At 70.8% G+C, this 25,481-nt stretch carries 21 protein-coding genes; 14 read left to right on the plus strand and 7 right to left on the minus strand.

The features are described from left to right. Window positions 1-7 precede the first annotated feature (7 nt). Window positions 8-955 (plus strand): helix-turn-helix domain-containing protein, encoded by a 948-nt coding sequence (locus AB0B91_RS27535; protein WP_358325282.1) that lies wholly within the window; start codon window positions 8-10, stop codon window positions 953-955. Here the strand turns inward: AB0B91_RS27535 and AB0B91_RS27540 are convergent. Next, window positions 952-2,103, minus strand: coding sequence for an ROK family protein (locus AB0B91_RS27540; protein ID WP_358325284.1), 1,152 nt, complete (start codon window positions 2,101-2,103; stop codon window positions 952-954). The two genes, AB0B91_RS27535 and AB0B91_RS27540, sit on opposite strands and share 4 nt — an antisense overlap. Before the next feature lie 166 nt (window positions 2,104-2,269). Between AB0B91_RS27540 and AB0B91_RS27545 the strand changes: the two genes are divergently transcribed. Genes AB0B91_RS27545 through AB0B91_RS27575 form a run of 7 tightly spaced genes read left to right on the plus strand, consistent with a single transcriptional unit; the run spans window position 2,270 to window position 11,705 of the window. Further along, the gene (locus AB0B91_RS27545) at window positions 2,270-3,568 is read left to right on the plus strand and encodes a glycoside hydrolase family 36 protein (RefSeq protein ID WP_358325287.1); all 1,299 of its coding nucleotides are present in this window, start codon (window positions 2,270-2,272) and stop codon (window positions 3,566-3,568) included. Next, a complete protein-coding gene (locus tag AB0B91_RS27550) occupies window positions 3,565-4,440 on the plus strand; it encodes a sugar ABC transporter permease (protein ID WP_358325290.1) in 876 nt (291 codons plus the stop codon). Before AB0B91_RS27545 ends, AB0B91_RS27550 begins: the two co-directional genes overlap by 4 nt. Window positions 4,441-4,448: 8 nt before the next feature. Beyond that, window positions 4,449-5,258: a carbohydrate ABC transporter permease gene (locus AB0B91_RS27555; protein ID WP_358325293.1), complete on the plus strand. Its 810-nt coding sequence runs from the start codon at window positions 4,449-4,451 to the stop codon at window positions 5,256-5,258. A 10-nt stretch (window positions 5,259-5,268) separates the two neighbouring features. Next, on the plus strand, window positions 5,269-6,600 hold the full coding sequence (locus AB0B91_RS27560; RefSeq protein ID WP_358325295.1) for a sugar ABC transporter substrate-binding protein: 1,332 nt from the start codon (window positions 5,269-5,271) through the stop codon (window positions 6,598-6,600). Continuing rightward, window positions 6,597-8,141, plus strand: a complete 1,545-nt coding sequence (locus AB0B91_RS27565) for an alkaline phosphatase D family protein (protein WP_358325298.1) — start codon at window positions 6,597-6,599, stop codon at window positions 8,139-8,141. Before AB0B91_RS27560 ends, AB0B91_RS27565 begins: the two co-directional genes overlap by 4 nt. A 10-nt stretch (window positions 8,142-8,151) precedes the next feature. Then, complete coding sequence (locus AB0B91_RS27570) at window positions 8,152-10,089, plus strand: NPCBM/NEW2 domain-containing protein (protein WP_358325301.1); 1,938 nt, start codon at window positions 8,152-8,154, stop codon at window positions 10,087-10,089. A gap of 11 nt (window positions 10,090-10,100) precedes the next feature. Continuing rightward, window positions 10,101-11,705, plus strand: a complete 1,605-nt coding sequence (locus tag AB0B91_RS27575; protein WP_358325304.1) for a beta-N-acetylhexosaminidase — start codon at window positions 10,101-10,103, stop codon at window positions 11,703-11,705. Here the strand turns inward: AB0B91_RS27575 and AB0B91_RS27580 are convergent. From AB0B91_RS27580 to AB0B91_RS27595, 4 genes are all read right to left on the minus strand, one after another. After that, window positions 11,702-12,199: a DUF2087 domain-containing protein gene (locus AB0B91_RS27580; RefSeq protein WP_358325307.1), complete on the minus strand. Its 498-nt coding sequence runs from the start codon at window positions 12,197-12,199 to the stop codon at window positions 11,702-11,704. The genes AB0B91_RS27575 and AB0B91_RS27580 overlap by 4 nt on opposite strands. A gap of 179 nt (window positions 12,200-12,378) precedes the next feature. Next, the gene (locus AB0B91_RS27585) at window positions 12,379-14,886 is read right to left on the minus strand and encodes a DUF3516 domain-containing protein (RefSeq protein WP_358326019.1); all 2,508 of its coding nucleotides are present in this window, start codon (window positions 14,884-14,886) and stop codon (window positions 12,379-12,381) included. Between the two features lie 73 nt (window positions 14,887-14,959). Beyond that, a complete protein-coding gene (locus tag AB0B91_RS27590) occupies window positions 14,960-15,457 on the minus strand; it encodes an N-acetyltransferase family protein (protein WP_358325309.1) in 498 nt (165 codons plus the stop codon). A 48-nt stretch (window positions 15,458-15,505) separates the two neighbouring features. Further along, window positions 15,506-16,789, minus strand: a complete 1,284-nt coding sequence (locus AB0B91_RS27595; protein ID WP_358325312.1) for an acyltransferase — start codon at window positions 16,787-16,789, stop codon at window positions 15,506-15,508. 197 nt (window positions 16,790-16,986) lie between these two features. Between AB0B91_RS27595 and AB0B91_RS27600 the strand changes: the two genes are divergently transcribed. Both AB0B91_RS27600 and AB0B91_RS27605 read left to right on the plus strand, forming a co-directional pair. After that, window positions 16,987-18,222 carry a sensor domain-containing protein gene (locus AB0B91_RS27600; RefSeq protein ID WP_358325315.1) on the plus strand — a complete coding sequence of 412 codons (1,236 nt, stop codon included), beginning with the start codon at window positions 16,987-16,989 and terminating at the stop codon, window positions 18,220-18,222. Next, complete coding sequence (locus AB0B91_RS27605) at window positions 18,213-18,860, plus strand: response regulator transcription factor (protein ID WP_358325318.1); 648 nt, start codon at window positions 18,213-18,215, stop codon at window positions 18,858-18,860. Before AB0B91_RS27600 ends, AB0B91_RS27605 begins: the two co-directional genes overlap by 10 nt. A gap of 63 nt (window positions 18,861-18,923) precedes the next feature. Here the strand turns inward: AB0B91_RS27605 and mihF are convergent, their stop codons facing one another. Together mihF and AB0B91_RS27615 are read right to left on the minus strand one after the other, a co-directional pair. Continuing rightward, window positions 18,924-19,229 (minus strand): integration host factor, actinobacterial type, encoded by a 306-nt coding sequence (mihF, locus tag AB0B91_RS27610; RefSeq protein ID WP_358325321.1) that lies wholly within the window; start codon window positions 19,227-19,229, stop codon window positions 18,924-18,926. 593 nt (window positions 19,230-19,822) lie between these two features. Next, a complete protein-coding gene (locus AB0B91_RS27615) occupies window positions 19,823-21,172 on the minus strand; it encodes an ROK family protein (RefSeq protein WP_358325324.1) in 1,350 nt (449 codons plus the stop codon). A gap of 41 nt (window positions 21,173-21,213) precedes the next feature. Between AB0B91_RS27615 and AB0B91_RS27620 the strand changes: the two genes are divergently transcribed. The 4 genes from AB0B91_RS27620 (at window position 21,214) to AB0B91_RS27635 (ending at window position 25,473) form a co-directional block, all read left to right on the plus strand. Beyond that, window positions 21,214-22,425: an MFS transporter gene (locus AB0B91_RS27620; RefSeq protein WP_358325326.1), complete on the plus strand. Its 1,212-nt coding sequence runs from the start codon at window positions 21,214-21,216 to the stop codon at window positions 22,423-22,425. Between the two features lie 293 nt (window positions 22,426-22,718). Next, window positions 22,719-23,747, plus strand: a complete 1,029-nt coding sequence (locus AB0B91_RS27625; protein WP_358325329.1) for a LacI family DNA-binding transcriptional regulator — start codon at window positions 22,719-22,721, stop codon at window positions 23,745-23,747. Then, window positions 23,744-24,658, plus strand: a complete 915-nt coding sequence (locus tag AB0B91_RS27630; protein ID WP_358325332.1) for a sugar ABC transporter permease — start codon at window positions 23,744-23,746, stop codon at window positions 24,656-24,658. The genes AB0B91_RS27625 and AB0B91_RS27630 overlap by 4 nt, the downstream gene beginning before the upstream one ends. Continuing rightward, window positions 24,655-25,473, plus strand: a complete 819-nt coding sequence (locus AB0B91_RS27635) for a carbohydrate ABC transporter permease (RefSeq protein WP_214638808.1) — start codon at window positions 24,655-24,657, stop codon at window positions 25,471-25,473. Before AB0B91_RS27630 ends, AB0B91_RS27635 begins: the two co-directional genes overlap by 4 nt. The last annotated feature ends 8 nt before the right edge of the window (window positions 25,474-25,481 follow it).

Consider the following 25,481-nt stretch of genomic DNA (forward strand, 5'->3'; position numbering starts at 1 on the left):
TATGCCTATGACCGCTGAGGAAATGTCTGTTCCTGCTGCCGAGCTGACGATCGTGGGCCACTTCGACAACCGACCCGGGTACGTCACGCGGCGCGTCACCGGGTCGCCGAGCTGGCTGCTCATGTGGACGCAGGACGGGGCGGGGCTGGTCGAGCAGGCGGGCGTGTCGTTCACGGCCGGGCCGGGGGATCTGGTGGTGCTCGGGTCCGGCGCCGCGCAGCACTACCGGGTGGCGCCGGGGGCGGAGCGGTGGCGCTTCTGGTGGGCGCACTTCCAGCCGCGCCCGGCCTGGCTGGGGTGGCTCGGTGAGTACGCCCGGGCCACGGGCTGCCACCTGGTCCAAGGCGTTCCCCAGCCGACCCGCGACCAGATCGACGAGGCCTTCGACCGCGCCTCCAGAAACGCCCGATGGCTCCCGCCCGCCATCACCGCCGTCCGTCCCCCTGCCGGCCGCACCCCGCCCGCCGTCGGCCCCGCCGCCGTCCGTCCCGTGCGCGAGTACGCGCCCGCCGTCGCCGTCTCAGGTCCCGCACGGGACCTGGTGCTGAACGCCGTCGAGGAGGTGATCCTGCTGGCCACCGCCTCCGCTCGGCCGTCCGGGGACGCCCGGCGCGCCGAGGAGCGCAGTGACGCGCGGGTCCACCGGGCGCTGGCCCTCATCGCCGCCGAACCTGGCGCGCAACACTCGGTCGCCTCTCTGGCCAGGGCCGTCGCCTTGTCGCCGTCCCGGTTCGCGCACCTGTTCACGGCCGAGACCGGCCACACGCCCATGCGCGCCGTACGCCGGGCGCGGATCCAGCACGCGGCCCGGCTGCTGGAGGTGACGGACATGGATGTCGGCCAGGTCGCGGCGGCGTCGGGCTTCGTCAGCCCGTTCCACTTCAGCCGGGCCTTCAGCCACGAGTACGGCATGCCGCCCCGCGACTTCCGCTCCCGCCTAAGGCCAAACGCCTAGCGCATCGGAGTGAGAGGGGCGTCGGAGGTGAACAGCTCGCGGCTCAGGTGGTCGGCGGCGTAGTCGATGGCGCCCATCACCACGCATTCGTCCCCCAGCGTCGACGCCCGTACCTCCGGCATTCGCATGCACGCCCGCTCCAGCCGTTCCCGCAGCGGCGCCAGCAGGACGTCGGCCGAGCGGGAGAAGCCGCCCCCCAGCACCACCATCTGCGGGTCCAGCACCAGCACCATGGCCGCCGTGCCCACCGCGAGGTCGTCCACGTAGCGGTCCACGGCGGCCAGGGCGACGGGATGCCCGTCGCGGGCCGCCGCCAGCGTGTAGCCGGCCGCGTCCTCGGGCGCCGTGCCCTCGGGCACGACCTCGCAGCCGTTCAGGTGTTCGGGGGCGTCGTACCAGCGGGCCTCCGGCAGCATGACGATCTCGCCGGCGGCGGCGCCGAAGCCTCTGTGCACCTTGCCGTCGATGATGAGCCCGGTGCCCATGCGCCGCCCGACGTGCAGGAACACCACGTCCCGAGCCCCCTGGGCGGCGCCGCGCCGGGCTTCGGCCAGTGCGGCCAGGCGGCTGTCGTTCTCGATCAGCACCTGGCACGAGAACATCTCGCGCAGCTTGCCCGCCAGATCGAGGCCCGTCCAGGCGGGGATCGCGGCCGAGAAGGCGACGCGGCCCTCCGGCGTGAGCACGCCCGTCGTGCCGACGGCCACCGTCCAGAGGTCCGTGGCCGTCCTGCCGCTGAGCGCCAGGCAGCCGGAGACCGCGCGGTCTATGGCGGCCAGCCGCTCCTCCAGCGGCGCGCCGGGCAGGACGGGCTGCCGGGTCTCGGCCAGGATCTCGCCGTCGAGGTCGGACAGCGCGGCCCGTACGTTGTGCCCGCCTATGTCGATGCCGACCAGGCAGCCGCTGTCGGCGCGGAACCGGTAGCGGCGGGCCGGCCGGCCCATCGTGCCCGGCGAAGGCGGCACCTCCTCCACCCAGCCCAGCTCCATGAGCTCGTCGGCGACCTCCTTCATGGAGGGCCGCGACAGCCCCGTCCGCTCGGCGAGCGCCGAGAGGGTGAGCGGACCGGCCCCGCGCAGCGCCCGTATCGCGGTCAGCGAGTTGAGCTGCCTGAGCCGGGACAGGTCGCCGCCGCGGAGGTTCGCCATCGCCGTCCCTAATGTAGGTGTCCTCTGTAACTCACCATTATGCCAGCGTTCGTTTCTGCTTAAGCACCGGCACTTCTGTGCGAGATCGGGCATTGACCCCTGTGAACCCGCGGTGCTACTAATGAAGCGCTCCTTCGTAAGTAGATCAACAGGAATAGAGGGTCTGATGTCGTTCGCAGACGTGGGCGAGGTCGTCCATCAGCCAGGCGAGGCCCAGGTCTTCGAGCACGGCTGGCAGTCATGGAGCCCCACCGGTGCCTACCGCCTCGGCGAGACCCCGCCCAGGCCCGCGGACGGCAACATCCAGATCCTCTGCTACCGCCCCGAGACCCCGGTGCCCGCCGGCGTGTTCCAGGGTGAGGGCCTGCTCGCGATCGACCCCGGCGGCGGCGCGCCGCTGGAGCTGTGGTCCGCGCCGAACCCCTTGGAGGTGCCCTCCATCCGGGCGCGCGAGGAGGGCGGCCGGCTGATCGTGAGCGCGAACGGTCCCGTACGCCACCAGGTCGGCGCGTCACTGGAGGAGTGGGCGGACGGCATGGCCGAGGGGTACGCGCCCGCCGCGTTCCCGGCGGTCCCGCCCATGTGGTGCACCTGGTACGGCTACTGGGGCAAGGTCACCGGGCAGGACGTCCTGGACAACCTGCGCCTGTCGGAGCGGCACGCCCTGGGCGCCGACATGTTCCTCATCGACGACGGCTACGAGGCCGAGATCGGCGACTGGCTCGACCCGCGTCCCGGCTTCGGCTCGCTGCGCGCAGTGGCGGAAGCCCTGGGCGAGGCGGGTCGGCGGACCGGCGTCTGGACCGCCCCCTTCCTGGTCGGCCACCGCAGCCAGATCTTCCGCGAGCACCCCGACTGGCTGGTCGGCGGCGCCCACGCGGGTCACATGTGGGACCAGGACCTGGCCGTCCTCGACGTCACCCACCCGGACGCCGCCGCCCACCTGATCGACGTCTTCCGGACCTTCAGCGCGTACGGCATCAGCCATTTCAAGCTCGACTACCTCTACGCCGGGGCGCTGGCGGGCGGCAGGCACGAGGACCTCGACCCGATCGCCGCCTACCGGCGCGGGCTGGAGCTGATCCGCGAGGGCGCCGGCCCGGACGCCACCCTGCACGGCTGCGGCGCGCCCATGCTGCCCAGCCTCGGCCTGATCGACATCATGCGGGTCAGCCCGGACATCGCCCCCGTCCTGCACCCCAGGTCGGGCGACATCAGCCAGCCGTCGCAGCTGGGCGCCCGGCTCACCGGCGCGGCCCGCGAGTTCCTGCACGCCCGCTGGTGGGTGAACGACCCCGACTGCATCATCCTGCGCCCCGAGGTGGAGGCCCGGCAGGAGTGGGCCGCCCACATCGAGAGCACCGGCGGCCTGCGCGGCTCCAGCGACCCGATCGAGACGCTCGACGACTGGGGCCTGGAGACGACCCGGCGCCTGATGGTCCCCACCAGGACGGATCCGTCGTGAGGTGGCGGCGCGACTGGCACGCCTACCTGTTCATCGGCCCGAGTCTGCTGGGCGTGCTCGCCTTCCTGCTGCTGCCGATGGTCATCGTCCTCGTGCTGAGCTTCTTCCACTGGGAGCTCCTGTCGCCCCCGACCTTCGCGGGGCTGGACAACTACCGCCGCCTGGCCGGGGACGGGCAGTCCTGGCACTCCCTGTGGATCACCGTCGGGTACGTGCTGCTCTGCATCCCCCTGCAGACGGTCCTGGCCCTGGTGCTCGCCCTCCTGCTCAACCAGCGGATCAAGGGCGTCAGGGTGTTCCGCTCGCTGTTCGTGGTGCCGTGGATGGCCACCCCGATCGTCATGGGCCTGGTCTGGAACTGGATCTTCGACCCGCGTGACGGCGCGATCAACAGCGCGCTGGCCCTGATCGGCGTCACCGGCCCCGACTGGCTGTCGGACGCCACCTGGGCCCTGCCCGCCGTCGCCCTGGTCAACGTCTGGCAGCACACCGGCTACAACATGCTGTTCTTCCTGGCCGGGCTGCAGGGCATCCCGAAGGAGCTCTACGACGCCGCCGCCACCGACGGCGCCACCCCGCGCCAGCGGTTCTGGCGGGTCACGCTGCCGCTGCTCAACCCCACGATGTTCTTCGTCATGGTGACGAACCTGATCGGCGCCTTCCAGGTCTTCGACACCGTCTTCGTGATGACCAACGGCGGGCCGAGCCAGAGCACCGAGGTCATCAACTTCAAGATCTTCCAGACGGCGTTCAGGGAGTTCGACTTCGGCTACGCCTCGACGCTGTCGATGCTGCTCTTCGCGGTCATCCTGGGCGTGACGCTGGTGCAGGTCAGGTTCTTCGGCAAACGCACCACCTATGACATGAGCTGAAGGACGACATGACCAAGCGCATCCTGCTCTACGGCACGCTCACCCTGGGCGCCTTCGTCGCCGTCTTCCCCTATCTGCTCGTGGTGCTGACCGCGCTCAAGACCCAGGGCCAGCTCAACTCGACCGAGCCGTGGGTGCCCGGCCTGCCGCCGACCACGGCCAACCTGACCAAGCTCCTCGGCGGCGAGTTTCCCCACTACCTTCTCAACACGGTCGTGATGACCACGCTGCTCACGCTGGGCCAGCTGGTGTTCACCACGTTCGCCGCCTACGCGTTCGCGCGGCTGCGCTTCCGTGGGCGCGAGGTGCTCTTCTGGCTGTACGTGGCCACGATGATGGTGCCGAGCGCCGTCACGATGATCCCGCTGTTCCTGATCATGCGGGAGCTGCACCTGGTCAACACGTGGTACGGCCTGCTGGCGCCGTACGTGCTGGGCACGCCGTACGGGATCTTCCTGATGCGGCAGTTCTTCCGCGGGCTGCCCGCCGGGCTCGAAGAGGCGGCGCGGATCGACGGCGCCGGGCCGCTGAAGATCCTCACCCGGATCCTGCTGCCGCTGTGCCGCCCGGCGATCGGCACGCTGACCATCATCACGGTGATCTCGTCGTGGAACAGCTTCCTCTGGCCGCTGATCATCACCAGCGGTGACGACACCAAGGTGATGACGGTCGCCCTCGCCACCCTCAACTCCGGCATCGGCGTGGACTACAACCTCATGATGGCCGGCGGCCTGATCGCGCTGGTGCCGATGATCGCGATCTTCATCTTCTTCCAGAAGTACATCGTCCGGTCGGTGGTCCTCACCGGCCTCAAATAAGAGAGGTCATATGCGATCCCCCCGCATACGCGAGCTCCGCCATGCCGTGACACTGCTGGCCGCCGCCACGCTCACCCTGACCGCCTGTGGTTCGGGCGGCGGAGGTGACACCGGCGGCGACGGCAAGGTCACCCTGACCTACCGCCTCTGGGACGACCAGCAGAAGGTGGGCTACGACAAGGTCATGGCGGCCTTCGAGAAGGCCAACCCGAACATCGACGTCAAGATCGAGCTGATGCCGTACGACGAGTACTGGACCAAGCTCACCGCCGACGCGGTGGCCGGCACGGCGCCGGACGTGTTCTGGATGACGCCGTCGCAGTTCCCCGAGTTCGTCACCAAGGGCGTCCTGGCCGACATGTCGCCCCTCAAGCTCGACACCACGAAATTTCATCCAACGGTGGTCGGGTCGTTTACCTACCAGGACAAGCTGTACGGCGTTCCCAAGGACTGGGGCATCGTCGGCCTGCTCTACAACAAGGATCTGTTCAAGAAGGCCGGTGTCGAGATGCCGGCCAGTCTCACCTGGAAGCCCGACGGTTCCGGCACGTTCCTGGAGACCGCGCGCAAGCTGACCGTGGACGCGGCCGGCAAGCACCCCGAGGACCCCGGCTTCGACCCGGCCAAGGTCAAGACCTACGGCTTCGCCTCCTGGAACCACTACCAGACCCAGTGGATGAACTGGGTCAACTCCAACGGCGGCAAGCTGCTCGACAAGCCGTTCGGCAAGTACACCTTCAACGACGACGCCTCCGTGCAGGCCCTGCGGTTCGGCGTCGACCTGGTGAACAAGTACCACGTCTCGCCGCCCGCGACCCAGACGAACCCGCCGACCGGCAAGGTCACCGACATGTTCAAGGCGGGCGAGGTGGCGATGTTCCCGGCCAACAACGCGCTGCTGCCGTACGTCGCGCCGGAGGCGAACTTCGAGGTGGGCGTCGCCCTCATGCCCGAGGGCCCGGCCGGCCGCGCGGTCAACCTCAACGGCCTGTCGGAGGCCGTGTACGCCAAGAGCGCGCACCCCCAGGAGGCGATGAAGCTGGCCGCCTACCTCGGCACCGAGGAGCCGCAGAAGCTGATGGCCGCCGAAGGCTACATCCTGCCCGCGCTCAACGGCCTCACCCAGGGCTACGTCGACTACTGGCAGAAGACCAAGCAGATCGACGTCTCCCCGTTCGTCGAGGAGTCGAAGGGCACCACGTTCCCGCTGCCCGTCACCACCGGGTTCACCGGCTTCGAGACCAAGCTCAACCAGATCTTCAACGAGATGTACCTCGGCAAGCTCGACCCCAAGCAGGCCGCGGACCAGGCCGTCACGGAAGGGAACGCGACCGTCAAATGATCAGCCGGCGCTCACTCCTCGCTGGGGGCGCCGGACTGGGACTGACCGCCGCACTGGGTGCCTCACCCGTGCGCGCGGCGGCCCGCCGTGCCCCGATCTCCGACCCCTTCCAGCTCGGCGTCGCCTCCGGCGAGCCGGCCCCCGACGGCGTGGTCCTCTGGACCCGCCTGGCCATGGACCCCGTGGCCCTCGACGGGCTCGGCGGCATGCCGTCGCGTCCCGTCCCCGTCGAATGGCAGCTCGCCAAGGACGAGAACTTCCGCCATGTCGTACGCCGCGGCGTCGAGCTCGCCGGGCCGCAGGCGGCCCACAGCGTCCACGTCGAGCTCGACGGCCTGAACCCCGGCACCGAGTACTTCTACCGCTTCAAGGCGGCAGGCGAGCTCTCCCCGGTGGGCCGCACCCTGACCACCCCAGCCCGCGGCACGCGTGGCCGCGCGCTCAACCTGTCGTTCACCTCCTGCGCCGACTACCAGACCGGCTGGTTCACCCCGTACCGCCGGATGGCCGAGGACCAGCCCGACCTGATCGCCTTCCTCGGCGACTACATCTACGAGTACGGCGACTACAAGTACCCGGTGCGCGACCAGGCCGGGGGAGAGTGCTTCGACCTGGCCGGATACCGGCTCAGGCACGCCCAGCACAAGGCCGACCCGGAGTCGCAGCTGGCGCACGCCATCGCCCCCTGGGTGGTGGTGTGGGACGACCACGACATCGAGAACGCCTGGGCCGGCGACGTGCCCGAGCAGCCCGACCCGCCCTTCCTCAAGCGCCGGGCGGACGCCTTCCAGGCCTACTACGAGAACATGCCGCTGCGCCGCGCCCAGAAGCCGAACGGGTCGTCGCTCAAGCTGTACCGGAGCATCCGCTGGGGCGCGATCGCCAACCTGCACCTGTTAGACACCCGGCAGTACCGCGACATCTACGCCTGCACCGGCAAGAGCGGCACCGTCGGCGCCGACTGCCAGGAGCGCTTCGCCCCCAACCGGACCATCCTCGGCGCCGCCCAGGAAGCCTGGCTCGACGGCGAGCTGCGCGGCTCCAAGGCCACCTGGGACCTGCTCGGCCAGCAGGTCTTCTTCATGGAGATGGACTGGACCAACGGCGAGGGCAAGGGCTACTCCAACGAGGGCTGGGACGGCTACGTCGCCTCCCGCAACCGCCTGGCCGCCGCCATCGACGACTACAAGCGCAACGGCGTCGTGCTCACCGGCGACGTGCACTCGCACTGGGCGGGCGAGATCAAGCGCGACTACCAGGACCCGTCGTCCAAGTCGGTCGCCGTCGAACTCGTCACCACCTCGGTCACCAGCGCCGGCAACGGCCTGGACGAGTACCCCAACACGCAGGTGCTGCTCAACGAGAACCCGCACGTGAAGTTCTTCAACGGCCGCCGCGGCTACGTTCGGGCCAAGCTCACCGAGCGCGAGATGAAGGTCGACTTCCGCTCGCTCTCCCGCGTCACCGAGCCCTACGCCCCCGCCTACACCTCCGGCTCCTTCGTCATCGAGCCCGGCGACCCGGCGCTCCACCCAGCCTGACGGGACCCCCATGCGCACAACCACGGCCGCCCTCGCGGCGGCCCTCCTCACCCTGCCCTTCGTGCCATTACCCGCCTCGGGTGCCGCCGTGAGCGGCCCGCCGATGGGCTGGAGCAGCCGTTCACTCGGCTGTTCGGTCTCGGAGGCGTCCGTACGGCAGGCGGCCGACGCCCTGGCCCCGCTCGCCCCGGCCGGCTACCGCCACGTCATCATCGACGACTGCTGGCTGGCCGCCCAGCGCACCGGCGGAGCCCTGGCCCCCGACGCCACTCGCTTCCCCTCCGGCGTCAAGGCGCTGGCCGACTACCTGCACGGCAAGGGGCTCAAGCTCGGCCTGAGCCTGTCGGCGGGCACCAAGGCGTGCTCCGGCGGCGGCCCCGGCTCCTACAAGAGCGAGGCCGCCGACGCCGAGCAGGTCAAGGGCTGGGGCGTCGACTACGTCAAGTACGACTGGTGCAACATCCCGGCCGCCGACTTCCCCGGCCAGAACGTCCAGCAGATCGCCCAGACCCTCTACCCGCGCATGCGCCAGGCGCTCGGCGACGCGATCGCGTTCGCCATGAACAACGAGGACGGCAGCACCGTGCCGTGGCTCTGGGGCAAGGACACGAAGGCCACCACCTGGCGGACCAACGTCTACAACAAGCCCATCTCCGACAGCTATCCGACCATGGTCGACATCTGGGAGTTCAACCAGCTCAGGGCCGAGTACGCGGGCCCCGGGAGCTGGGCGGACCCCGACCTGATCCAGGCGGGCCGGGGCGGCATGACCGACGCCGAGTACCGCACCCAGGTCAGCCTCTGGGCGGTTGGCGCCTCCCCGCTCATCCTCCAGTCCGACCCGGCCAAGGCGCCGCCGGCGATCGTCGCCAACCCCAAGGTGATCGCCGTCGACCAGGACGCGCTGGGCGTCCAGGGCCGGTTCGTGACGTCCGACGGCTGGTACCACGTGCTGTCCAAGCCCCTGGCGAACGGGGATCAGGCGATCCTGCTGTTCAACGAGAGCGACCGGGCGGCGACGATCTCCACCCGGCTGAAGCCCGCCCGCTACCGCGTCGAGGAGCTGTGGACCGGCGCGGTCACCACCACGGCGGGCGACCTGGCGGCCCAGGTGCCCGCCCACGGGTCCGTGCTGTACCGGGTGAGCGTGAGCCGGGAGCAGGCCCCGCCCGCCGTGCTGGTGGAGACGGACCCGGCCGCGGTCCTGGGCGAGGACCACCCGTCCGTGCTGGAGCCGGGCGTGGAGCGGGAGGTCGTCACCAGGGTCACCAACACCGGTGGCACGGACCGGTTGCGCGACGTCGAGGTGGCGCTGGCCGTACCGGAGGGGTGGCGGGCCAGGGCGCGGACGGCCACCAGGACCGGGCGGCTGGACGGCGGCGAGACGTTCACCGTGAAGTGGGGGGTCACGCCGCCCACCGGAGCGGAGCTCAAGGACTACGAGATCACCGCGACAGCCGCCAAGTCCACGGCCACCGCCGTCGTCAAGGTCGCGCGGGCGCCAGGATCCGGCCGTACGTACCTGAGCGACCTGCCCTGGACCCGCGTCGCGAACTACTTCGGCCCGGTCGAGAAGGACACCAGCAACGGCGAGAAGGCCGCCGGAGACGGCAAGCCGATCACCATCGAGGGGGTCCGCTACGCCAAGGGGCTCGGTGCTCACGCGCCCGCCGACATCGAGTTCTACACCGCCGGCCGCTGCTCGACCGTCGAGTTCCAGGCCGGGATCGACGACGAGGTGGGCGCGGCGGGGTCGGCCGACCTCGAGGTCTGGGCCGACGGCGGCCGGGTCGCCCACTCGGGCATCGTGACCGGCGCGCAGCCGGCCAGGAAGGTCACCGCGTCGGTGAAGGGCGCCACGTACGTCCGGCTGGTCGCGACCAACGGCGGCGACAACGCCACCTCGGACCACGCCGACTTCGCCGACGCCTCCATAACCTGCCAGTAGGAAGAGAGCTCATGATCGTTCCCAAGCCCGTCCGGTACGAGGTCCGGCAGGGGCGGTTCGTCCTCGATCGGGACACCGCTCTGACCGCGGAGCCGGCGCTCACCGGCGTCGCCTCCTGGTTGCGGGGCGAGCTGAGCCCGGTCACCGGCGGCGAACTGCTGCCGGGACCGGGCTCGGGAACGATCACTCTCCGGCTCCGCGACGAGCTGTCACCCGAGGCGTACCGGCTGAGCGTGGCCGACGACGGCGTCGTGATCGAGGGTGGCGGCCCTGCGGGGGTGTTCTACGGGGCGCAGACGCTGCGGCAGCTGCTCCCGGCCGCCGCGTTCAGGAAGGCGGCGGCGGGGGAGCCGCTGGTGCTGCCCGCCGTCCTGATCGAGGACGAGCCGAGGTTCGGGTGGCGCGGCTGCATCCTCGACGTCGCCCGACATTTCATGACCAAGCATGATTTGTTGCGCTTCATCGATCTGATGGCGCTGCACAAGCTCAACGTGCTGCACCTGCACCTCACCGACGACCAGGGCTGGCGCGTCGAGATCAAGCGCTACCCCCGGCTGACCGAGGTCGGCGCCTGGCGCACGGAGAGCCAGACCGGCTGGAACGGCGCCATGGACGGCCGCCCGCACGGCGGCTACTACACGCAGGACGACATCCGGGAGATCGTCGCCTTCGCGGCGCGGCGCTATGTCACGGTCGTTCCGGAGATCGACCTGCCCGGCCACACCCAGGCCGCCATCGCCGCCTACCCCGAGCTGGGCAACCTCGACACCCCGCTGGAGGTGCGCACCACGTGGGGCGTCGGCGTGAACGTGCTGAACGTCGAGGACAGCACGATCGCGTTCTTCCAGAACGTCTTCGACGAGGTGCTGGAGCTGTTCCCGAGCCCGTACGTGTGCGTCGGCGGCGACGAGTGCCGCAAGGACCAGTGGCGGGCCAGCCCCGCCGCGCAGCGCCGCATCGGTGAGCTCGGGCTGCGGGACGAGGACGAGCTGCAGAGCTGGTTCATCCACCGCTTCGACGCGTACCTGGCCGCGCGGGGACGCAGGCTGGTGGGCTGGGACGAGATCCTGGAAGGCGGGCTCGCGCCGGGCGCCGTGGTGGCCTCCTGGCGCGGCGACCTGGGGGCAGTGTCGGCGGCCCGCTCCGGGCACGACGTGATCACCTGCCCGAACACCTCCGTCTACTTCGACTACCGGCAGGGGCCGGGGGAGGACGAGCCGGTGCCGTTCGGGACCGTGCTGACGCTGGAGGACGTGTACGCCTTCGACCCGGTCCCGAAGGAGCTGCGCGACGATCCGGCAGGGGAGCGGGTCCTCGGGTCGCAGTGCGGTCTCTGGACCGAGCTGATCGACTCCAACCGGCGCCTGGACTACATGGCCTTCCCGCGGGTGGCGGCGTTCGCGGAGACGGTGTGGAGCCCGCCCGCCCGGGACCTGGCCGACTTCCGCCTGCGGCTGGCGGCCCACCTGCCGCGGCTGGCCGCGATCGGGGTGGAGTACCGGCAGGAGCCGGGGCCGCTGCCCTGGCAGACCCGGCCGGGCGTCCCCGGCCGGCCGGAGGACCCCGCGCGGTGGCAGGCCAAGATCGACGCCTGGACCAGCAACCTGCAGCGCTAGAGCTCCACCGGGCCGCCGCTGCGCCAGTAGACGTTGTCCTCCCTGGACAGCAGGCACTCGTCCACCAGATACCTGCGCAGAGCCGCGTAGTCATCGTGGAAGGCCCGCAGCGCGACGTTCACGTCCTTCTCCGGATAGCGGACACCGGGCTCGAACACCCGCGAGATGTAGCGGAGCACCACGACCCGCTTCTCGTGCTTCATCGGCATGCTCTTCAGCCGCCCGTCCACCAGGAACGTCTGCAGCAGCCGCTCCTCGGCGCTCACCTCGGGCTCGGGCTCGGCGGCCCGCGCCCGGAGCAGCTCACGGAACTTCTCCGGCGCCGCCCGCCACTTGCCGTCCTCCTCCTGTACGGCCAGCCCACCGGCGGCCAGCCGGGCCAGGACCTTCGGCGACAGTCCGTCGGTGGCGCCGAGGACCAGGGAGGCGAAGGCCCGCAGCGTGTCGTCCTGGGCGAGCAGGCCGAGCACCCGCCTGTTCTCTCCGTCGCTCATTCGTCTATTTTGTCCCATGATCCGCGAGCGAAGTGGTGCGAGATCTCGGACAATCCGCCGAATGTCTCGATCTTGAGACATTGCTATGACGCGATGACGAACTTGGCTGTCGGAGACTTAGATGACAGGCGTGTGCCGGGGCGCCCTTGCCAGTCCGCTCCGGCACACGGCTTATTTCGTCAGAGCCTGTTGAGGCCCTGCACGTGCACCACCGCGCGGCCCTCCTCGTCGGAGCCGGCCAGGTCGATCTGCGCGTCGATGCCCCAGTCACCGTCACCGGCCGGGTCCTTGATGGTCTGACGCACCTTCCACAGGCCGTCCTCCTCCTCGATGCGCAGCAGCGCGGGACCCCGCGCGTCGGCGTCGGTGAAGATCTCCTCGTGGTCGGCGTAGTAGGCGTCGAGCGCCGCGCCCCAGTCGACGTCGGGCGCCAGCTCCGCCAGCTCGTCCTCCTTCTCGATGGCGCAGAGCTCGACCAGGCGGAACATCGCGTTGCGCACCAGCACCCGGAAGGCCCGCGTGTTGGCGGTGACCGGCCGGACCTTGGCCTCCAGCTGGTCCTTGCGCTCCAGCGCCTCCTCGGGGTTGGCCAGCTTCTCCCACTCGTCGATGAGGGAGGAGTCGACCTGCCTGACCAGCTCGCCCAGCCACTCGATCAGGTCGATGAGGTCCTCGGTCTTGAGATGCTCGGGGACCGTGCGCGACAGCGTCCGGTAGGCGTCGGCCAGGTAGCGCAGCACCGTGCCCTCCGACCTGGCCAGCTCGTAGAACTGGATGTAGTCGGCGAACGTCATCGCCCGCTCGTACATGTCGCGCACCACGCTCTTGGGGCTGACCGTGTAGTCGCCCACCCACGGATGCCCGCGCCGGTAGGTCTCGTAGGCCCCGAGCAGCAGGTCTTCGAGCGGCATCGGGTACATGACCTCGGCGAGCTGCTCCATCCGCTCCTCGTACTCGATGCCGTCGGCCTTCATCTGCGCGACCGCCTCGCCCCTGGCCTTCTTCAGCTGGGCCGACAGGATCTGACGCGGGTCGTCGAGGATGGACTCCACGATCGACACCGTGTCGAGGGCGTAGCTCGGCGACTCGTGGTCGAGCAGGTCGAAGGCGGCCAGCGCGTACGTGGACAGCGCCTGGTTGAGCGCGAAGTCCTCCTGCAGGTCGATCGTCAGCCTGGCCCGCCGGCCCTGCTCGTCGGCCTCCGTGAGCTGCTCGACGATGCCGCCCGCGAGCAGCGACCGGTAGATGGCGATGGCCTGGCTGATGTGCCGGCGCTGCCACTTGCGGTCCTCGTGGTTGTCGGTGAGCAGGTGCTTCATCGCCTGGAAGCAGTCGCCGGGCCGGTTGATGACCGCGAGCAGCATGGCGTTGGTGACCTTGAACCGGGAGTTGAGCGGCTCGGGCTCGGCGGTCTGCAGCTTCTCGAAGGTCTCCTCGCTCCAGCCGACGAACCCCTCCGGCGGCTTCTTGCGGGCGTAGCCGCGCCGCCGCTTCGGGTCGTCGCCGATCTTCGCCAGCGCCTTGGCGTTCTCGACGTCGTGCTCGGGCGCCTGGCAGGCGACGTAGCCGATGGTGTCGAAGCCCGCCCGCCCGGCCCGCCCGGCGATCTGGTGGAACTCGCGGGCGCGCAGGCGGCGCACCTTGTTGCCGTCGTACTTGGACAGCGCGGTGAACAGCACGGTCCGGATCGGCACGTTGACGCCGACGCCGAGCGTGTCGGTGCCGCAGATGACCTTCAGCAGCCCGGCCTGGGCCAGCCGCTCCACCAGACGCCGGTATTTGGGCAGCATCCCCGCGTGGTGGACGCCGATGCCGTGCCGGACGAGCCGGGACAGGGCCCGGCCGAACCGGGTGGTGAAACGGAAACCGCCGATCAGCGTGGCGATGGCCTCCTTCTCGGCCTTCGTCGCCATGTTGATGGACATCAGGGACTGCGCCCGCTCCATGGCGGCGGCCTGGGTGAAGTGCACCACGTAGACGGGGGCCTGGCCGGTGCGGAGCATCTCCTCCAGCGTCTCGTGCAGGGGCGTCATCCGGTAGGAGTAGATCAGCGGCACCGGCCGCTCGGCGTGCTTGACGACCGCGGTGGGCCGCCCGGTGCGCCGGGTCAGGTCGCGCTCGAACATCGAGACGTCGCCGAGCGTCGCCGACATCAGCACGAACTGCACGTTCGGCAGCTCCAGCAGCGGCACCTGCCAGGCCCAGCCCCGGTCGGGCTCGGCGTAGAAGTGGAACTCGTCCATGACGACCTGGCCGATGTCGGCCGCCGCGCCGTCGCGCAGCGCCACGTTGGCCAGGATCTCGGCCGTGCAGCAGATGATCGGGGCGCCCGGGTTGACGCTGGCGTCGCCGGTCATCATGCCGACGTTCTCGGTGCCGAAGACGGAGACCAGGTCGAAGAACTTCTCCGACACCAGCGCCTTGATCGGCGCGGTGTAGAAGGTGCGGACGTCCCTGGTCAGCGCGGCGAAGTGGGCACCCGCCGCGACCAGGCTCTTGCCGGAGCCCGTCGGGGTGGCCAGGATCACGTTGCTCCCGGAGACGACCTCGATGAGCGCCTCCTCCTGGGCGGGATAGAGCGTGAGCCCCCGTTCGGAGTTCCAGGTAACGAACGCGTCGAAAATGGCGTCCGGGGCGGCGTCGATCTCTTCCGGCAGGCGGTCAACGAGGAGGCTCACACCCTCTATCCTGCCGAAGTTTGCCGGATGGTCGAACCCAACCGGGTCCGGCAGCGCCCCATGACCGTCCGATATCGCCGTGCTAGGCGAGTTCGAGCTGGTAGAGGATGGTGTCGATCCACCGCCCGTGCTTGAACCCGACCGCCTTCAGCCGGCCCGCCTCCGCGAACCCGAACGCGGCGTGCAGCTTCAGCGACGCCGGATCGCCGCTGTCGGCGATCACCGCGATCATCTGCCGGGCGCCGCTCTCGGCGGCGCGGGAGATCAGCTCGCCGAGCAGCCGCCGGCCCAGCCCGCGCCCGGTCGCGCCGGGCGAGAGGTAGATCGTGTCCTCGACGGTGTGCCGGTAGGCGGGCTTGGGGCGGTAGCGCGCGCAGTAGGCGTACCCCAGCACCTGGTCGCCCTCCTTGGCCACCAGGAACGGCAGGCCCGCCTCGGTGATCGCCGCCGCCTTCAGCCGCCACGCCTCGGTGTCGAGGGGCGTCTCGTCGAAGGTGGCCACCGAGTCCGTCACGTAGTGCGCGTAGATCTCGGCGACACCGGGCAGGTCGGCTTCCGACAAGGGCTGGATGTGCGTCATGTGACCATATTCTTCGAGGATTCGGATGACCACCGTGTTTCCGAATCCTCACACACGTGCCCTCGGACCGGTAAGCAGCAGTCCGCCCAGGATCGCCAGAACCGCCAGGAACGGCGTGTTACCGGGCGCGAACCCCGCCACGGTCAGCGCCAGCAGCCCGCCGCCGACCAGCGCCGCCGAGGTGAGCGTGCCGCGCCACGTGGCCTCGCCGTACGGCAGCGCGGGCGGCTCCTCGAACCGGGAGAAGACCCTCAGCAGCGGCCACATCACCAGGCAGAGCGCCCCGAACCAGATCGGCCACCCGGCGAACCAGCCCAGGCCGCCCGGCGCCGGAGTGTCGATGCCGAGGCCGACGACGACCACACCGGTGACCGCGAACAGCGCCGGCATGTGCCACAGGTAGACGGTCATGATGCGCGGCCCCGCCCAGGCGAGCAGCTTCTCGGTCCGCAGCCGCAGGATCCACGGCCGCAGCAGCGTGGCCAGCCCGATCTGGCCGACCGAGACGGCCAGCATGGCCAGCGTGGGCGGGGCCATGTTCGACACCTCGGCGCCGGGCAGGCCGATCATGCTGCCCGGGTACGGGCCGAACGCCACGAGCAGCGCCGCGGCCCCGAATCCGCCGATCGCCATCAGCCCGGGGCGCGTCAGCCGTCCTTCGGCGTACCGGAAACCGAGCTGGTGCACCGCCAGCCAGACGAACACGATGTTGAGGTAGCCCAGCGCGTCCAGCCCGGTCGAGAACCGCACTACGTCCGTCAGCACCGCCCCGGCCGCCAGGACGACCGGGACGCGCAGGCCGTACCTCTCGTGCAGCCGCATCATGTACGGCGTGGCCGTGACCGCGATCAGGTAGACGGCGAGGAACCACAGGAGCTGGCCGGTCAGCGTCGAGCCCACCGCCAGCGGCTGCGCGGGCACGCTCAGAGTGACCAGCAACTGGGGCAGCGGGATCCAGACCGCGGCCAGCGGCAGGAGGGGCCAGGCCAGCCGGCGCAGCCGGGTGGCCAGCCACCGCGGCCCCCCGTGCGCCGCCCGGCCGAAGCTGATGGCGTTGGCGGCGCCGCCCGCGAAGAACACCAGCGGCATCACCTGGCTGACCCAGGTCACCACCCACACCCCCGGCGTCGACAGGGCGTTGCCGGTCGTCAGGCGGGCCCCGTCGAAGGTGAGCACCGGGATCGTCCAGTGCTGCAGCACCACCAGCGCCATGCCGAACACCCGCAGGATGTCGATGAACGGGTCCCTGACCGCCGCCCGCCGCGCCGGGGCGGGGCGGACCGGTACAGCGGCCTCCGGCAGGGGCGCCGGGTGGTCGAGCAACGCGGTCATGGGGGGCCTCGATTCATCCGAGTAGGTGAGGCCTCAAGACTTCCGCCACGACCGCTCCGGCACAGTGCCGTGAGCCGCCCTCTTCGAGGCAAGATCACACCACCAAGGGAGGTAGGGCAGGCCCTACCGCCATATACCTGCGCACCGGGTCGATCCGGGCGTGGCACCGTCGTACGGTGAACGCCATGCGCTCCCTCATGAGACGTGTCCTCCTGGACACCCGCTACACGCTGGTCGGCTTCCCCACGGCCGTCATCGCCTTCGTGCTCCTGGTCGCCGGGATGGCCGCCGGTGTGGGCACGGCGATCGTGTGGGTCGGTGTGCCGCTGCTCGCGGGCACGCTCATGATCGCCCGTGGTTTCGCGGACGCGGAGCGCGGCTGGCTCTCCGACGTGCTCAAGCGCCCGCCGGTACGCCCCCGCTACAAGCCTGCGCCCGCCGGGGCCGGGCGGTTCCGCCGGCTGGTGAACCCGATGACCAGCGGGCAGTCATGGCTCGACCTGCTGCACGGGTTGCTCAACTTCCCGCTGGCCATCGTGTCGTTCGTGCTGACCGTGGTGTTCTGGGCGCTGCCGATCGCCGGGCTGACCTACCCCCTGTACGGCGTCATCACCTCGCGCATCCCCGACAACGTCGAGCTGCCCGAGCTGCTCGGCATCGGGCGGGGCTACTGGGTGAACTCGATCTTCTACGTCGTCCTCGGCCTGGTCGCCCTGCTCATCATGCCGATCATGACGCGCGCCTCCGCGCTGCTGCGGTCCGGGCTCGGCCGGGCGCTGCTGACCGGCGTCGCCGAGCTGCAGGAGCGCATCGACGACCTGGCGGAGGGCCGGGCCGCGGCCGTCTCCGCCGAGGCCAACGCGCTGCGCAAGCTGGAGCGCGACATCCACGACGGCCCGCAGCAGCGCCTCGTCTCGCTGGCCATGGAGCTGTCCAGGGCGCAGCGGCAGATGCGCAAGGACCCCGAGGCCGCGCAGGCCACGATCAGCTCGGCGATCAACGCCACCCGCGAGACGCTCGACGAACTGCGCGCCCTGTCACGCGGCATCGCGCCGCCCATCCTGTCGGACCGCGGCCTCGCCCCGGCCCTCGCCGCCCTCGCCGGGCGCTGCACCATCCCGGTCGACCTCGACGTGCAGACCGTCCAGCGCTACCAGGCCGCGGTCGAGAACGCCATCTACTTCGTCGTCGCCGAGACGCTCACGAACGTCGCCAAGCACAGCCGCGCCACCATCTGCACCATCCAGCTCATCCGCATCGGTGACATTCTCATGCTCACCATCGGGGATGATGGGGTCGGCGGCGCACACGTCGCCAAGGGACACGGTCTCGCCGGTCTGGCCGACCGGCTCCGCGCAGTCGACGGGGAGCTGGCCGTGCAGTCACCCGACGGCGGGCCGACGGTGATCGTGGCGGAGGTGCCGTGCGCGTAGTCGTGGCCGATGACGCGGTATTGATCAGGGAGGGCCTGGTCAGGCTGCTCGAAGAGTTCGGCTGCGAGGTGGTCGCGACCGTCGGTGACGGTGACGGGCTCGTCGCGGCGGTGGCCGAGCACCGGCCGGACGTGTCGGTGGTCGACGTGCGGATGCCGCCGTCGTTCACCGACGAGGGGCTCAGGGCCGCCGTGGAGGCGCGCCGCCGGGTCCCGGGGGCGCCGGTGCTCATCCTGTCGCAGTACGTCGAGGTCTCCTACGCCGACGACCTGCTCGCCGACGCCCGGGGGGCCGTGGGCTATCTGCTGAAGGACCGGGTCGTGGACGTGGACGAGTTCATGGAGGGTCTCCGGCGGGTCGCCGCCGGGGGGACCGTGTTCGATCCTCAGGTGGTGTCCCAGTTGATGGTGCGCAGGCGCAGGGACGACCCGTTGGCGCAGCTGACGCCGCGCGAGCGGGAGGTGCTCGGGCTGATGGCCGAGGGGAAGTCCAATCCGGCCATCGGCAGGCAGCTGGTCATCAGCGACGGCGCCGTGGAGAAGCACATCAGGAGCATCTTCAGCAAGCTCGGGCTGTACGCCGACGACAGCGATCAGCATCGGCGGGTGCTGGCCGTACTCGCCTATCTTCGGTCCTGACCGGCTTCGCGGGAGCGCTGGCCGGTCCGCGCGGCTTCGCGCGCGGACCTGGCCGCCCGGTCGTCAGCCGAGCGCTTCGACCAGCTTCTTGCGCTGCTGGGCGCCCAGGCCGCCGAGACGGCGCTTCTCGTCGACGCCGGCCTCCTCCATCAGCGCGGTGGCCTTGGCCGGGCCGACGCCCTTGACCGCGCGCAGGGCCTGCGACACCTTGATCTTCTTAGCGATGTCGTCATCGCGCTCCAGCAGCTGCGCGAAGGACAGCTCACCGGCCTTGACCTTGGCCAGCAGAGCGGTGCGAGCCGCGCGTGCCTCCGCGGCCTTCTCCAGAGCCGCCTTGCGCTGCTCGGGGGTGAGAGTGGGAAGTGCCATCTCGGTTCTCCTCGGGGAATTTGGGATCGGGGATTCTGTAACCCGTAGTGCAGTGGCTAATCATGGCGGATACCAGCGGTTCGTGTTGTGGAAAGCGCCCGCTCAGCGTGTGTGCCACGTCGAAGCGGCCGTCTCGGCGCGCGCCACGTCCCGCGTGACCATGCCGCCGCCGGCCCCTGTGCCGCCGCCCACGCGTTCCTCCACACGGTAGCCCGCTCAGGGGGAGAGGCCACTTCAGAGGGACCCGAAACGCCCTTCTACCAGGTCGTACGGCCCCCCGACGGTCGCCGCCGGGTGGCCCTGGGCCGCCGGGCCTCCTCCGCAAGATCACGAATCGCCTGGGTGATTTACGCCCTTGCGCGTGGTATCCGTCACATTCGCCGTTCGGGCGTGTCGTGGGCGGCGAAAGTGGGCCGGCGACGCTCCGGCGAGGCGGGGCTGCGGGACGTCGACCAGCACCTCGACGTACGATGACGACATGGGGGTGTCCTTAAAACGGGAGGTCAGGATGCCGAACCGCGCCTTCCCCTGCCTCGCGAACCCGCGGCCGAGCCCGTCGGCCGGGTCGCTCGCGGCTGCCTTAGGCGGGGTGTCTACCCGCCGCCGTGCCAGGATTCGACGCCGGGGACGGTGAGGAACATGTCGAACACCGACTCCATGGCGCCGACCAGCGGACCGCGCCGGCCCAGGGCCGAGGGGGCTATCACAGGCGGCCGCTCGCCGCGGATCGTCATCAGACCGCGGCCGAACGACTCCATCAAGGTGGGGAGCGCTCGATCATACAGGTCGACGCCCAGGCCGGACAGGGTCACCACCGCCGGATCGTGCGCGTTCACCAGCGCCGCCAGCCCACGTCCGAGTGCTCGCGCGTTCGTCGCGACCGCGCGCAGCGCCGCCCCGCCATCCGGACGGTCGTCCGAGATCGGGGCCTGCCCGCTCTCTGAGCCGCCGGTTGCGTCCCTCTTGGGGCCGCCGCCTGTTGCGTCGCCCGTCGCCTCGCTCTTCGGGGCGCCACCTGTCTCGGCGCCTGTCGCTTCCCTCTTCGGGCCGCTACCCGTCTCGGCGCCTGAATCGGCCGCGGCGAGGATGCGGCGGGCGTCGTCGCGGCCCTGGCCGCCGCCGTACGCCAAGCCCATGTGGCGCAGGAGCGCGTTCGCTCCGACCTCCAGCCCCCAGCAGCCGTACGCGCCGCACATGCAGGGCGCCTCGCCGCCCGTGAGCGGCATGTGGCCGAACTCGGCGCCCATCCCGCCGGCCCCCTCCAGCGGGCGGCCGTCCACCACGAGCACGCCGCCCAGGTCGAAGTCCACATGGATGTGCAGCCCCACCCCGATCCCGCGCAAGCGCCCGCGCCGCGCCTCGGCCAAGGCCGCGAAGGCCGTGTCGTTCCCCACCCGCGGCCCACCCGGGATCGCGGTGCCGAGGCCGAGCAGCGCGGGTACGTCCACCGAGCGCCAGCGCAGGTGCGCCACGTCCACCAGGCCGCCGTCGCGCACCGGCCCCGCCACGGCCACGCCCACCCCGATCACCCGGGACCCGAGCCGCCCGAGCTGCCTGCGCAGCACCTCGCCCAGCGGACCGAGGGCCCCCTCCGGCGTGCCGTCGTGCCGCCGCACGTCCAGCACCGTGGCCCGGCCGCCCAGCTCGCACGCCGCGACCTCCCACGAGTCCTCCCGGACGTCCACGGCCAGCGCCAGCGGTCCCTCGGGATGCGGGCCGGGCACCTGCGTGGGCCGTCCCCTGCCGTGCTCCGCCGACGGCTCCTCGTGCAGCAGCCGGTCGTCGACCAGGCCGCTGACCAGCACCGACGCCGTGCCTCGGGCCAGCGCCAGGTCCTGGGTCAGCTTCGATCGGGTGCGGGTCGCGCCGCAGTCGTGGACCGCCCGCAGCAGCCGCACCCGGTTGTACGCCCGCAGACCGGCAGTGGTCGTCGCACCGTTCATCACCATTGTGTGCGCCTCATCCGGGTTATTATGCTCTAGTCGTGAACAAAAGAGACGCCAAGCGCGCCCGTATCGCAGTCTTCTCCTTTTTCTTTCTCAGCGGGTTGGTGATGGGCCTGTGGGCGGCGGGGTTGCCGTCGCTCAATGACCGCCTGGAACTCGGCCCGGCCAGGCTCGGCAGCGTCCTGCTGCTGGTGTCGTGCGGCGCGCTGGTGTCGATGCTGGTGGCGGGGCCGCTCGTGGACCGGTGGTCGAGCCGGGTCGTCTGCTGGTTCGGCGGCCCGCTGTCGGCGGCCGTCCTGCTCGGGCCCGCCCTCGCCCCCTCCTACCTGGCGCTGGCCGTCCTGGCCGTGGTGTTCGGGATCGGCCTGGGGGTGACCGAGGTGGCCATGAACGCCCACTCGGTCGAGGTCGAACGCGTCTACGGCCGGCCGATCATCTCGGCCTTCCACGGCACGTGGAGCCTGGGCGGCGCCACCGGCGGCGCGCTGACCGCCGGGGCGCTGAAGGCCGGGCTGGACCCGCAGGCGCTGCTGGTGGGGGCGGCGATCGTGGTGCCGTTCCTGTACGTGCCCGCGGCCCGGCTGCTGTTGCCGGACCCGCCCCGGCACGTCGCCGGGGACGAGGCCGCGCCCGCGAGCAGCCCGCTGCGCTGGGGGCTGGTCGCGCTGCTCGGCGTCGCCGCGTTCGCCGGGCACCTGAGCGAGGGAGCGGCCATCGACTGGGCCGCTCTGCACGCCCGCTGGGTGCTGCACACCGACCCCGCCGCCGCGCCGATCGCCTACACGATCTTCTCGGTGGCCATGACGACCGTGCGGCTGCTGGGCGATCCGATCCGGGCCCGTCTCGGCTCCGTGCGCACGATCCAGCTCGCCGGACTGGTCGCCACCTGCGGGTACGCGCTCGTCCTCGGCGCGCCGCTCACCAGTGACGGGCTCCAGGTGGTGTGCGCGTGGACCGGCTGGGCGCTCGCGGGCGTCGGGCTGGCCACCGTCATTCCGGTGATCTTCAGCGCGGTGGGCGCGGCGGGCAGCCGGGTCGGACGCGCGCTGGCCCTGGTCACGGCGTTCGGCTACAGCGGGCTGCTGGTGGGGCCCGCGCTGCTCGGCTACCTCGCGCAGACCTGGTCGCTCCAGGTCGCGCTGATCCTCCCGGCCCTGCTGGCCGCCGCCGTCGCCCTCGCGGGCACACCCGCCATCCGCGCCCTGACCCGCACCCCCGCCCCCGTCCCCGTCCCGGCGGACTCGCACTGACCCGACCCGACCTGGCACGGCGGGCGGGCACGACCCCGCCCGCCGGCCCCGCACCGCCGGCCCGCCGGCCCCGCCGCCCCGCTGCCCTGCGGGCCCGCCGTCCGTCCGCCCGTCCGTCGGTCCGTCCGTCGGTCGGTCGGTCCCGCAGGCGGGCTGGAGCGCCAGTAGGGGCTTGACCTGGTGTTATGTGATCGTGACTTGACCCCGTCCGTTACGTGCATGTTTCATGTGCCACACGCCGTAAACGTTTACAGAAATTTACGGAATTATCGGACGCGCGTGGAAGGAGAGCCTTGGCCGACGGACCCACGATCACCACGATCGCCGAGCGCGCGGGCGTCTCCATCGCCTCGGTCTCGCGGGTGCTGAACGGCCTGCCGACCAGGCAGGAGACCGTGCGCAAGGTGATGGCCGCCGCCGACGAGCTCGGCTATGTGCGCAACGCCGTGGCCAGATCGCTCAAGTCACGCCGTACGCACCAGGTCGCGTTCGCCATGGCCGACGTCGGCAACCCGGCGTACCTGGCCATGCTGCGGGAGATCCAGCCCGTGCTCAAGGCGGCGGGCTACCGGCTGGTGCTGCACTCCACCGACGCCGTCGCCGCCGACGAGATCGACGTGCTGCACAGCCTCGGCGAGCGCTACGTCGACGGGCTGATCATGAGCCCGCTGCGTGTCACCGAGACACACCTGCGGATGCTCGCCGCCGCCCGGGCGCCCGTCGTGATCATCGGCTCGGTGCCCGAGGGGACGCGGGTCGACAACGTACGCGCGGACTCGCGCACCGGTGTCCGGCTCGCCATCGACCACCTGTACGCGCTCGGCCGCCGCCGGATCGGGATGGTCAACGGCCCGCTCGACACCGTGCCGGGAGCCGCCCGCGGCGCCGCCTACCGGGAGGCGCTGGAGGCGGTCGGCCTGACGTACGACGAGCGACTGGTGGAGATCGGCGACTTCTACCGCGAGGAGGGCCGTCGCGCGGTGGCGGCGCTGCTGCGGCGGGTGCCCGGCATCGACGCGCTGATGTGCGCCAACGACCTGATCGCGCTGGGCGCGCTCGACGTGCTGCGCGCGGCGGGCAAGCGGGTGCCGCAGGACGTGGCGGTGGTCGGCATGGACGACACCGACCTGGCCGCCGCCTCCTGGCCGTCGCTCACCAGCGTCTCGCTGGGCTCCGCCGAACGCGGCAAGGCCGCCGCCGAACTGCTGCTCGACCGGCTGCGCCACGGCGAACGCGAGCCCCGTCTGGTCACCGTCCTGCCCCGCCTGGTGGTCCGCGCGTCCACCGCGGGCGAGGCGTCCGAAGGAGGAAGGTCTTCATGACGACGGCGACCGCTACCAGGCCCGCGCAGGCGCCGCGGCGCAGGCGACGCAAGGGCGGCTCGCGGCAGAACCGCGAGATGTGGGTGCTCATGCTGCCCGCGCTGGTGCCGGTCCTGCTGTTCAGCGTGGGCCCGCTGCTGTACGGCATCGGCCTGGCGTTCACCGACGCCGAGTCGGGCCGCAACCACGTCACCAGCTTCGTCGGCCTGGAGAACTTCGGCACCCTGCTCGCCGACGAGGACTTCTGGGCGTCGATCAGGATCGGCCTGATCTGGGCGGTGTCGGTGACCGTGCTGCAGTTCCTGGCCTCGTTGGGACTGGCGCTGCTGCTCAACCAGAAACTGTGGTTCAGGGGGCTGGCCCGGGTGCTGGCCGTGGTGCCATGGGCGATGCCGCCCGTGGTCATCGGGCTGATGTGGCGGCTGGTCTACCACCCCGACGCCGGGATCGTGAACACCACGTTCGGCACCGACATCAACTGGCTCGCCGACTTCTCCTGGGCCCTGCCCGCCATCATCGTCATGGGCGTCTGGAGCGGCATGCCGCAGACCACGGTCGTGCTCCTGGCCGGCCTGCAGGGCATCCCCAGGGAGCTCTACGAGGCGGGCGAGGTCGACGGCGCGGGCATCTGGCGGAAGTTCTGGAGCATCACGCTGCCGCAGTTGCGGCCGGTCATCGTCACCATCACCTCGCTCGACTTCGTGTGGAACGTCAACCAGTTCACCCTCGTCTACGTGCTCACGCAGGGCGGTCCCGGAGGGCGGACGAGGCTGCCGATGCTGTTCGCCTACGAGGAGGCGTTCCGCTACGGCTTCTTCGGCTACGCGGCGACCATGGGCGTCACGATCGTGATCGTCGTGCTGGGCCTGCTCGGCTTCTATCTCTGGCGGCAGATGCGGGAGGCGTCATGAAGAAGATCCCGCAGTACGCGGCACTCCTGGCCTACATGGTCTTTCTGGCGTTCCCGCTGGTGTGGCTGCTGTCCACGGCGCTCAAGACGCCGCAGGAGATGGCCAACCTGCATCCGACGTGGATCCCGGACCGGCCGACGCTGGCCAACTTCACCGACGCCTTCGGTGAGCAGGACCTGGTGGGCGCGGGGCTGCGCAGCCTGATCGTGGCCCTGTCCAGCTCCGTGCTGACGGTCGCCGTCTCCCTGCCCGCCTCCTACGCGCTGGCCCGCTACCAGGGCGTGCTCAAGCGGGTGGCGCTCGGGTGGGTGCTGGTCAGCCAGGTGTTCCCGTTCATCCTGATCATCATCCCGCTGTTCATGGTGCTCAAGCAGCTCGACCTGGTGAACACCCTGTTCGGCCTGGTGGTCGTGCACGTGACATTCACGCTGCCGTTCGCGCTGTGGATGCTGCAGGGGTACGTACGGTCCGTGCCGCGCGAGCTGGAGGAGGCCGCGGCCATGGACGGCGCGACCCGGGTCCGCTCGATCATCAGCATCGTCGCGCCGCTGCTCGCGCCGGGCGTGGTGGCGACGCTGCTCTTCTCGTTCATCTCCTCATGGAACGAGTTCCTGTTCGCGCTCGTGGTCCTCAAGGACCCCGATGTGATGACACTGCCGCTGACGCTGGTGAGGTTCACCGGCCCTGAGGGAGTGTCCAGGCTCGGCCCGCTGGCCGCGGCGTCGCTCATGGCGACGATCCCGAGCCTGATCTTTTTCGCAATCATCCAGCGACGGCTGAGGTCCGGCCTGATGGCCGGCGCTGTGAAGGGCTAGGAGGCTCT

This window comes from Nonomuraea sp. NPDC049141, assembly GCF_040648415.1.
Lineage (GTDB): Bacteria > Actinomycetota > Actinomycetes > Streptosporangiales > Streptosporangiaceae > Nonomuraea.

What these genes read in the sequence shown, in the direction of transcription:
- AB0B91_RS27535 (WP_358325282.1), top strand. Translation starts at nt 8, where the DNA reads ATGACCGCTGAGGAAATGTCTGTTCCTGCTGCCGAGCTGACGATCGTG.
- AB0B91_RS27540 (WP_358325284.1), bottom strand. Translation starts at nt 2,103, where the DNA reads ATGGCGAACCTCCGCGGCGGCGACCTGTCCCGGCTCAGGCAGCTCAAC.
- AB0B91_RS27545 (WP_358325287.1), top strand. Translation starts at nt 2,270, where the DNA reads ATGTCGTTCGCAGACGTGGGCGAGGTCGTCCATCAGCCAGGCGAGGCC.
- AB0B91_RS27555 (WP_358325293.1), top strand. Translation starts at nt 4,449, where the DNA reads ATGACCAAGCGCATCCTGCTCTACGGCACGCTCACCCTGGGCGCCTTC.
- AB0B91_RS27560 (WP_358325295.1), top strand. Translation starts at nt 5,269, where the DNA reads ATGCGATCCCCCCGCATACGCGAGCTCCGCCATGCCGTGACACTGCTG.
- AB0B91_RS27565 (WP_358325298.1), top strand. Translation starts at nt 6,597, where the DNA reads ATGATCAGCCGGCGCTCACTCCTCGCTGGGGGCGCCGGACTGGGACTG.
- AB0B91_RS27570 (WP_358325301.1), top strand. Translation starts at nt 8,152, where the DNA reads ATGCGCACAACCACGGCCGCCCTCGCGGCGGCCCTCCTCACCCTGCCC.
- AB0B91_RS27575 (WP_358325304.1), top strand. Translation starts at nt 10,101, where the DNA reads ATGATCGTTCCCAAGCCCGTCCGGTACGAGGTCCGGCAGGGGCGGTTC.
- AB0B91_RS27580 (WP_358325307.1), bottom strand. Translation starts at nt 12,199, where the DNA reads ATGAGCGACGGAGAGAACAGGCGGGTGCTCGGCCTGCTCGCCCAGGAC.
- AB0B91_RS27590 (WP_358325309.1), bottom strand. Translation starts at nt 15,457, where the DNA reads ATGACGCACATCCAGCCCTTGTCGGAAGCCGACCTGCCCGGTGTCGCC.
- AB0B91_RS27595 (WP_358325312.1), bottom strand. Translation starts at nt 16,789, where the DNA reads ATGACCGCGTTGCTCGACCACCCGGCGCCCCTGCCGGAGGCCGCTGTA.
- AB0B91_RS27600 (WP_358325315.1), top strand. Translation starts at nt 16,987, where the DNA reads ATGAGACGTGTCCTCCTGGACACCCGCTACACGCTGGTCGGCTTCCCC.
- mihF (WP_358325321.1), bottom strand. Translation starts at nt 19,229, where the DNA reads ATGGCACTTCCCACTCTCACCCCCGAGCAGCGCAAGGCGGCTCTGGAG.
- AB0B91_RS27615 (WP_358325324.1), bottom strand. Translation starts at nt 21,172, where the DNA reads ATGAACGGTGCGACGACCACTGCCGGTCTGCGGGCGTACAACCGGGTG.
- AB0B91_RS27630 (WP_358325332.1), top strand. Translation starts at nt 23,744, where the DNA reads ATGACGACGGCGACCGCTACCAGGCCCGCGCAGGCGCCGCGGCGCAGG.
- AB0B91_RS27635 (WP_214638808.1), top strand. Translation starts at nt 24,655, where the DNA reads ATGAAGAAGATCCCGCAGTACGCGGCACTCCTGGCCTACATGGTCTTT.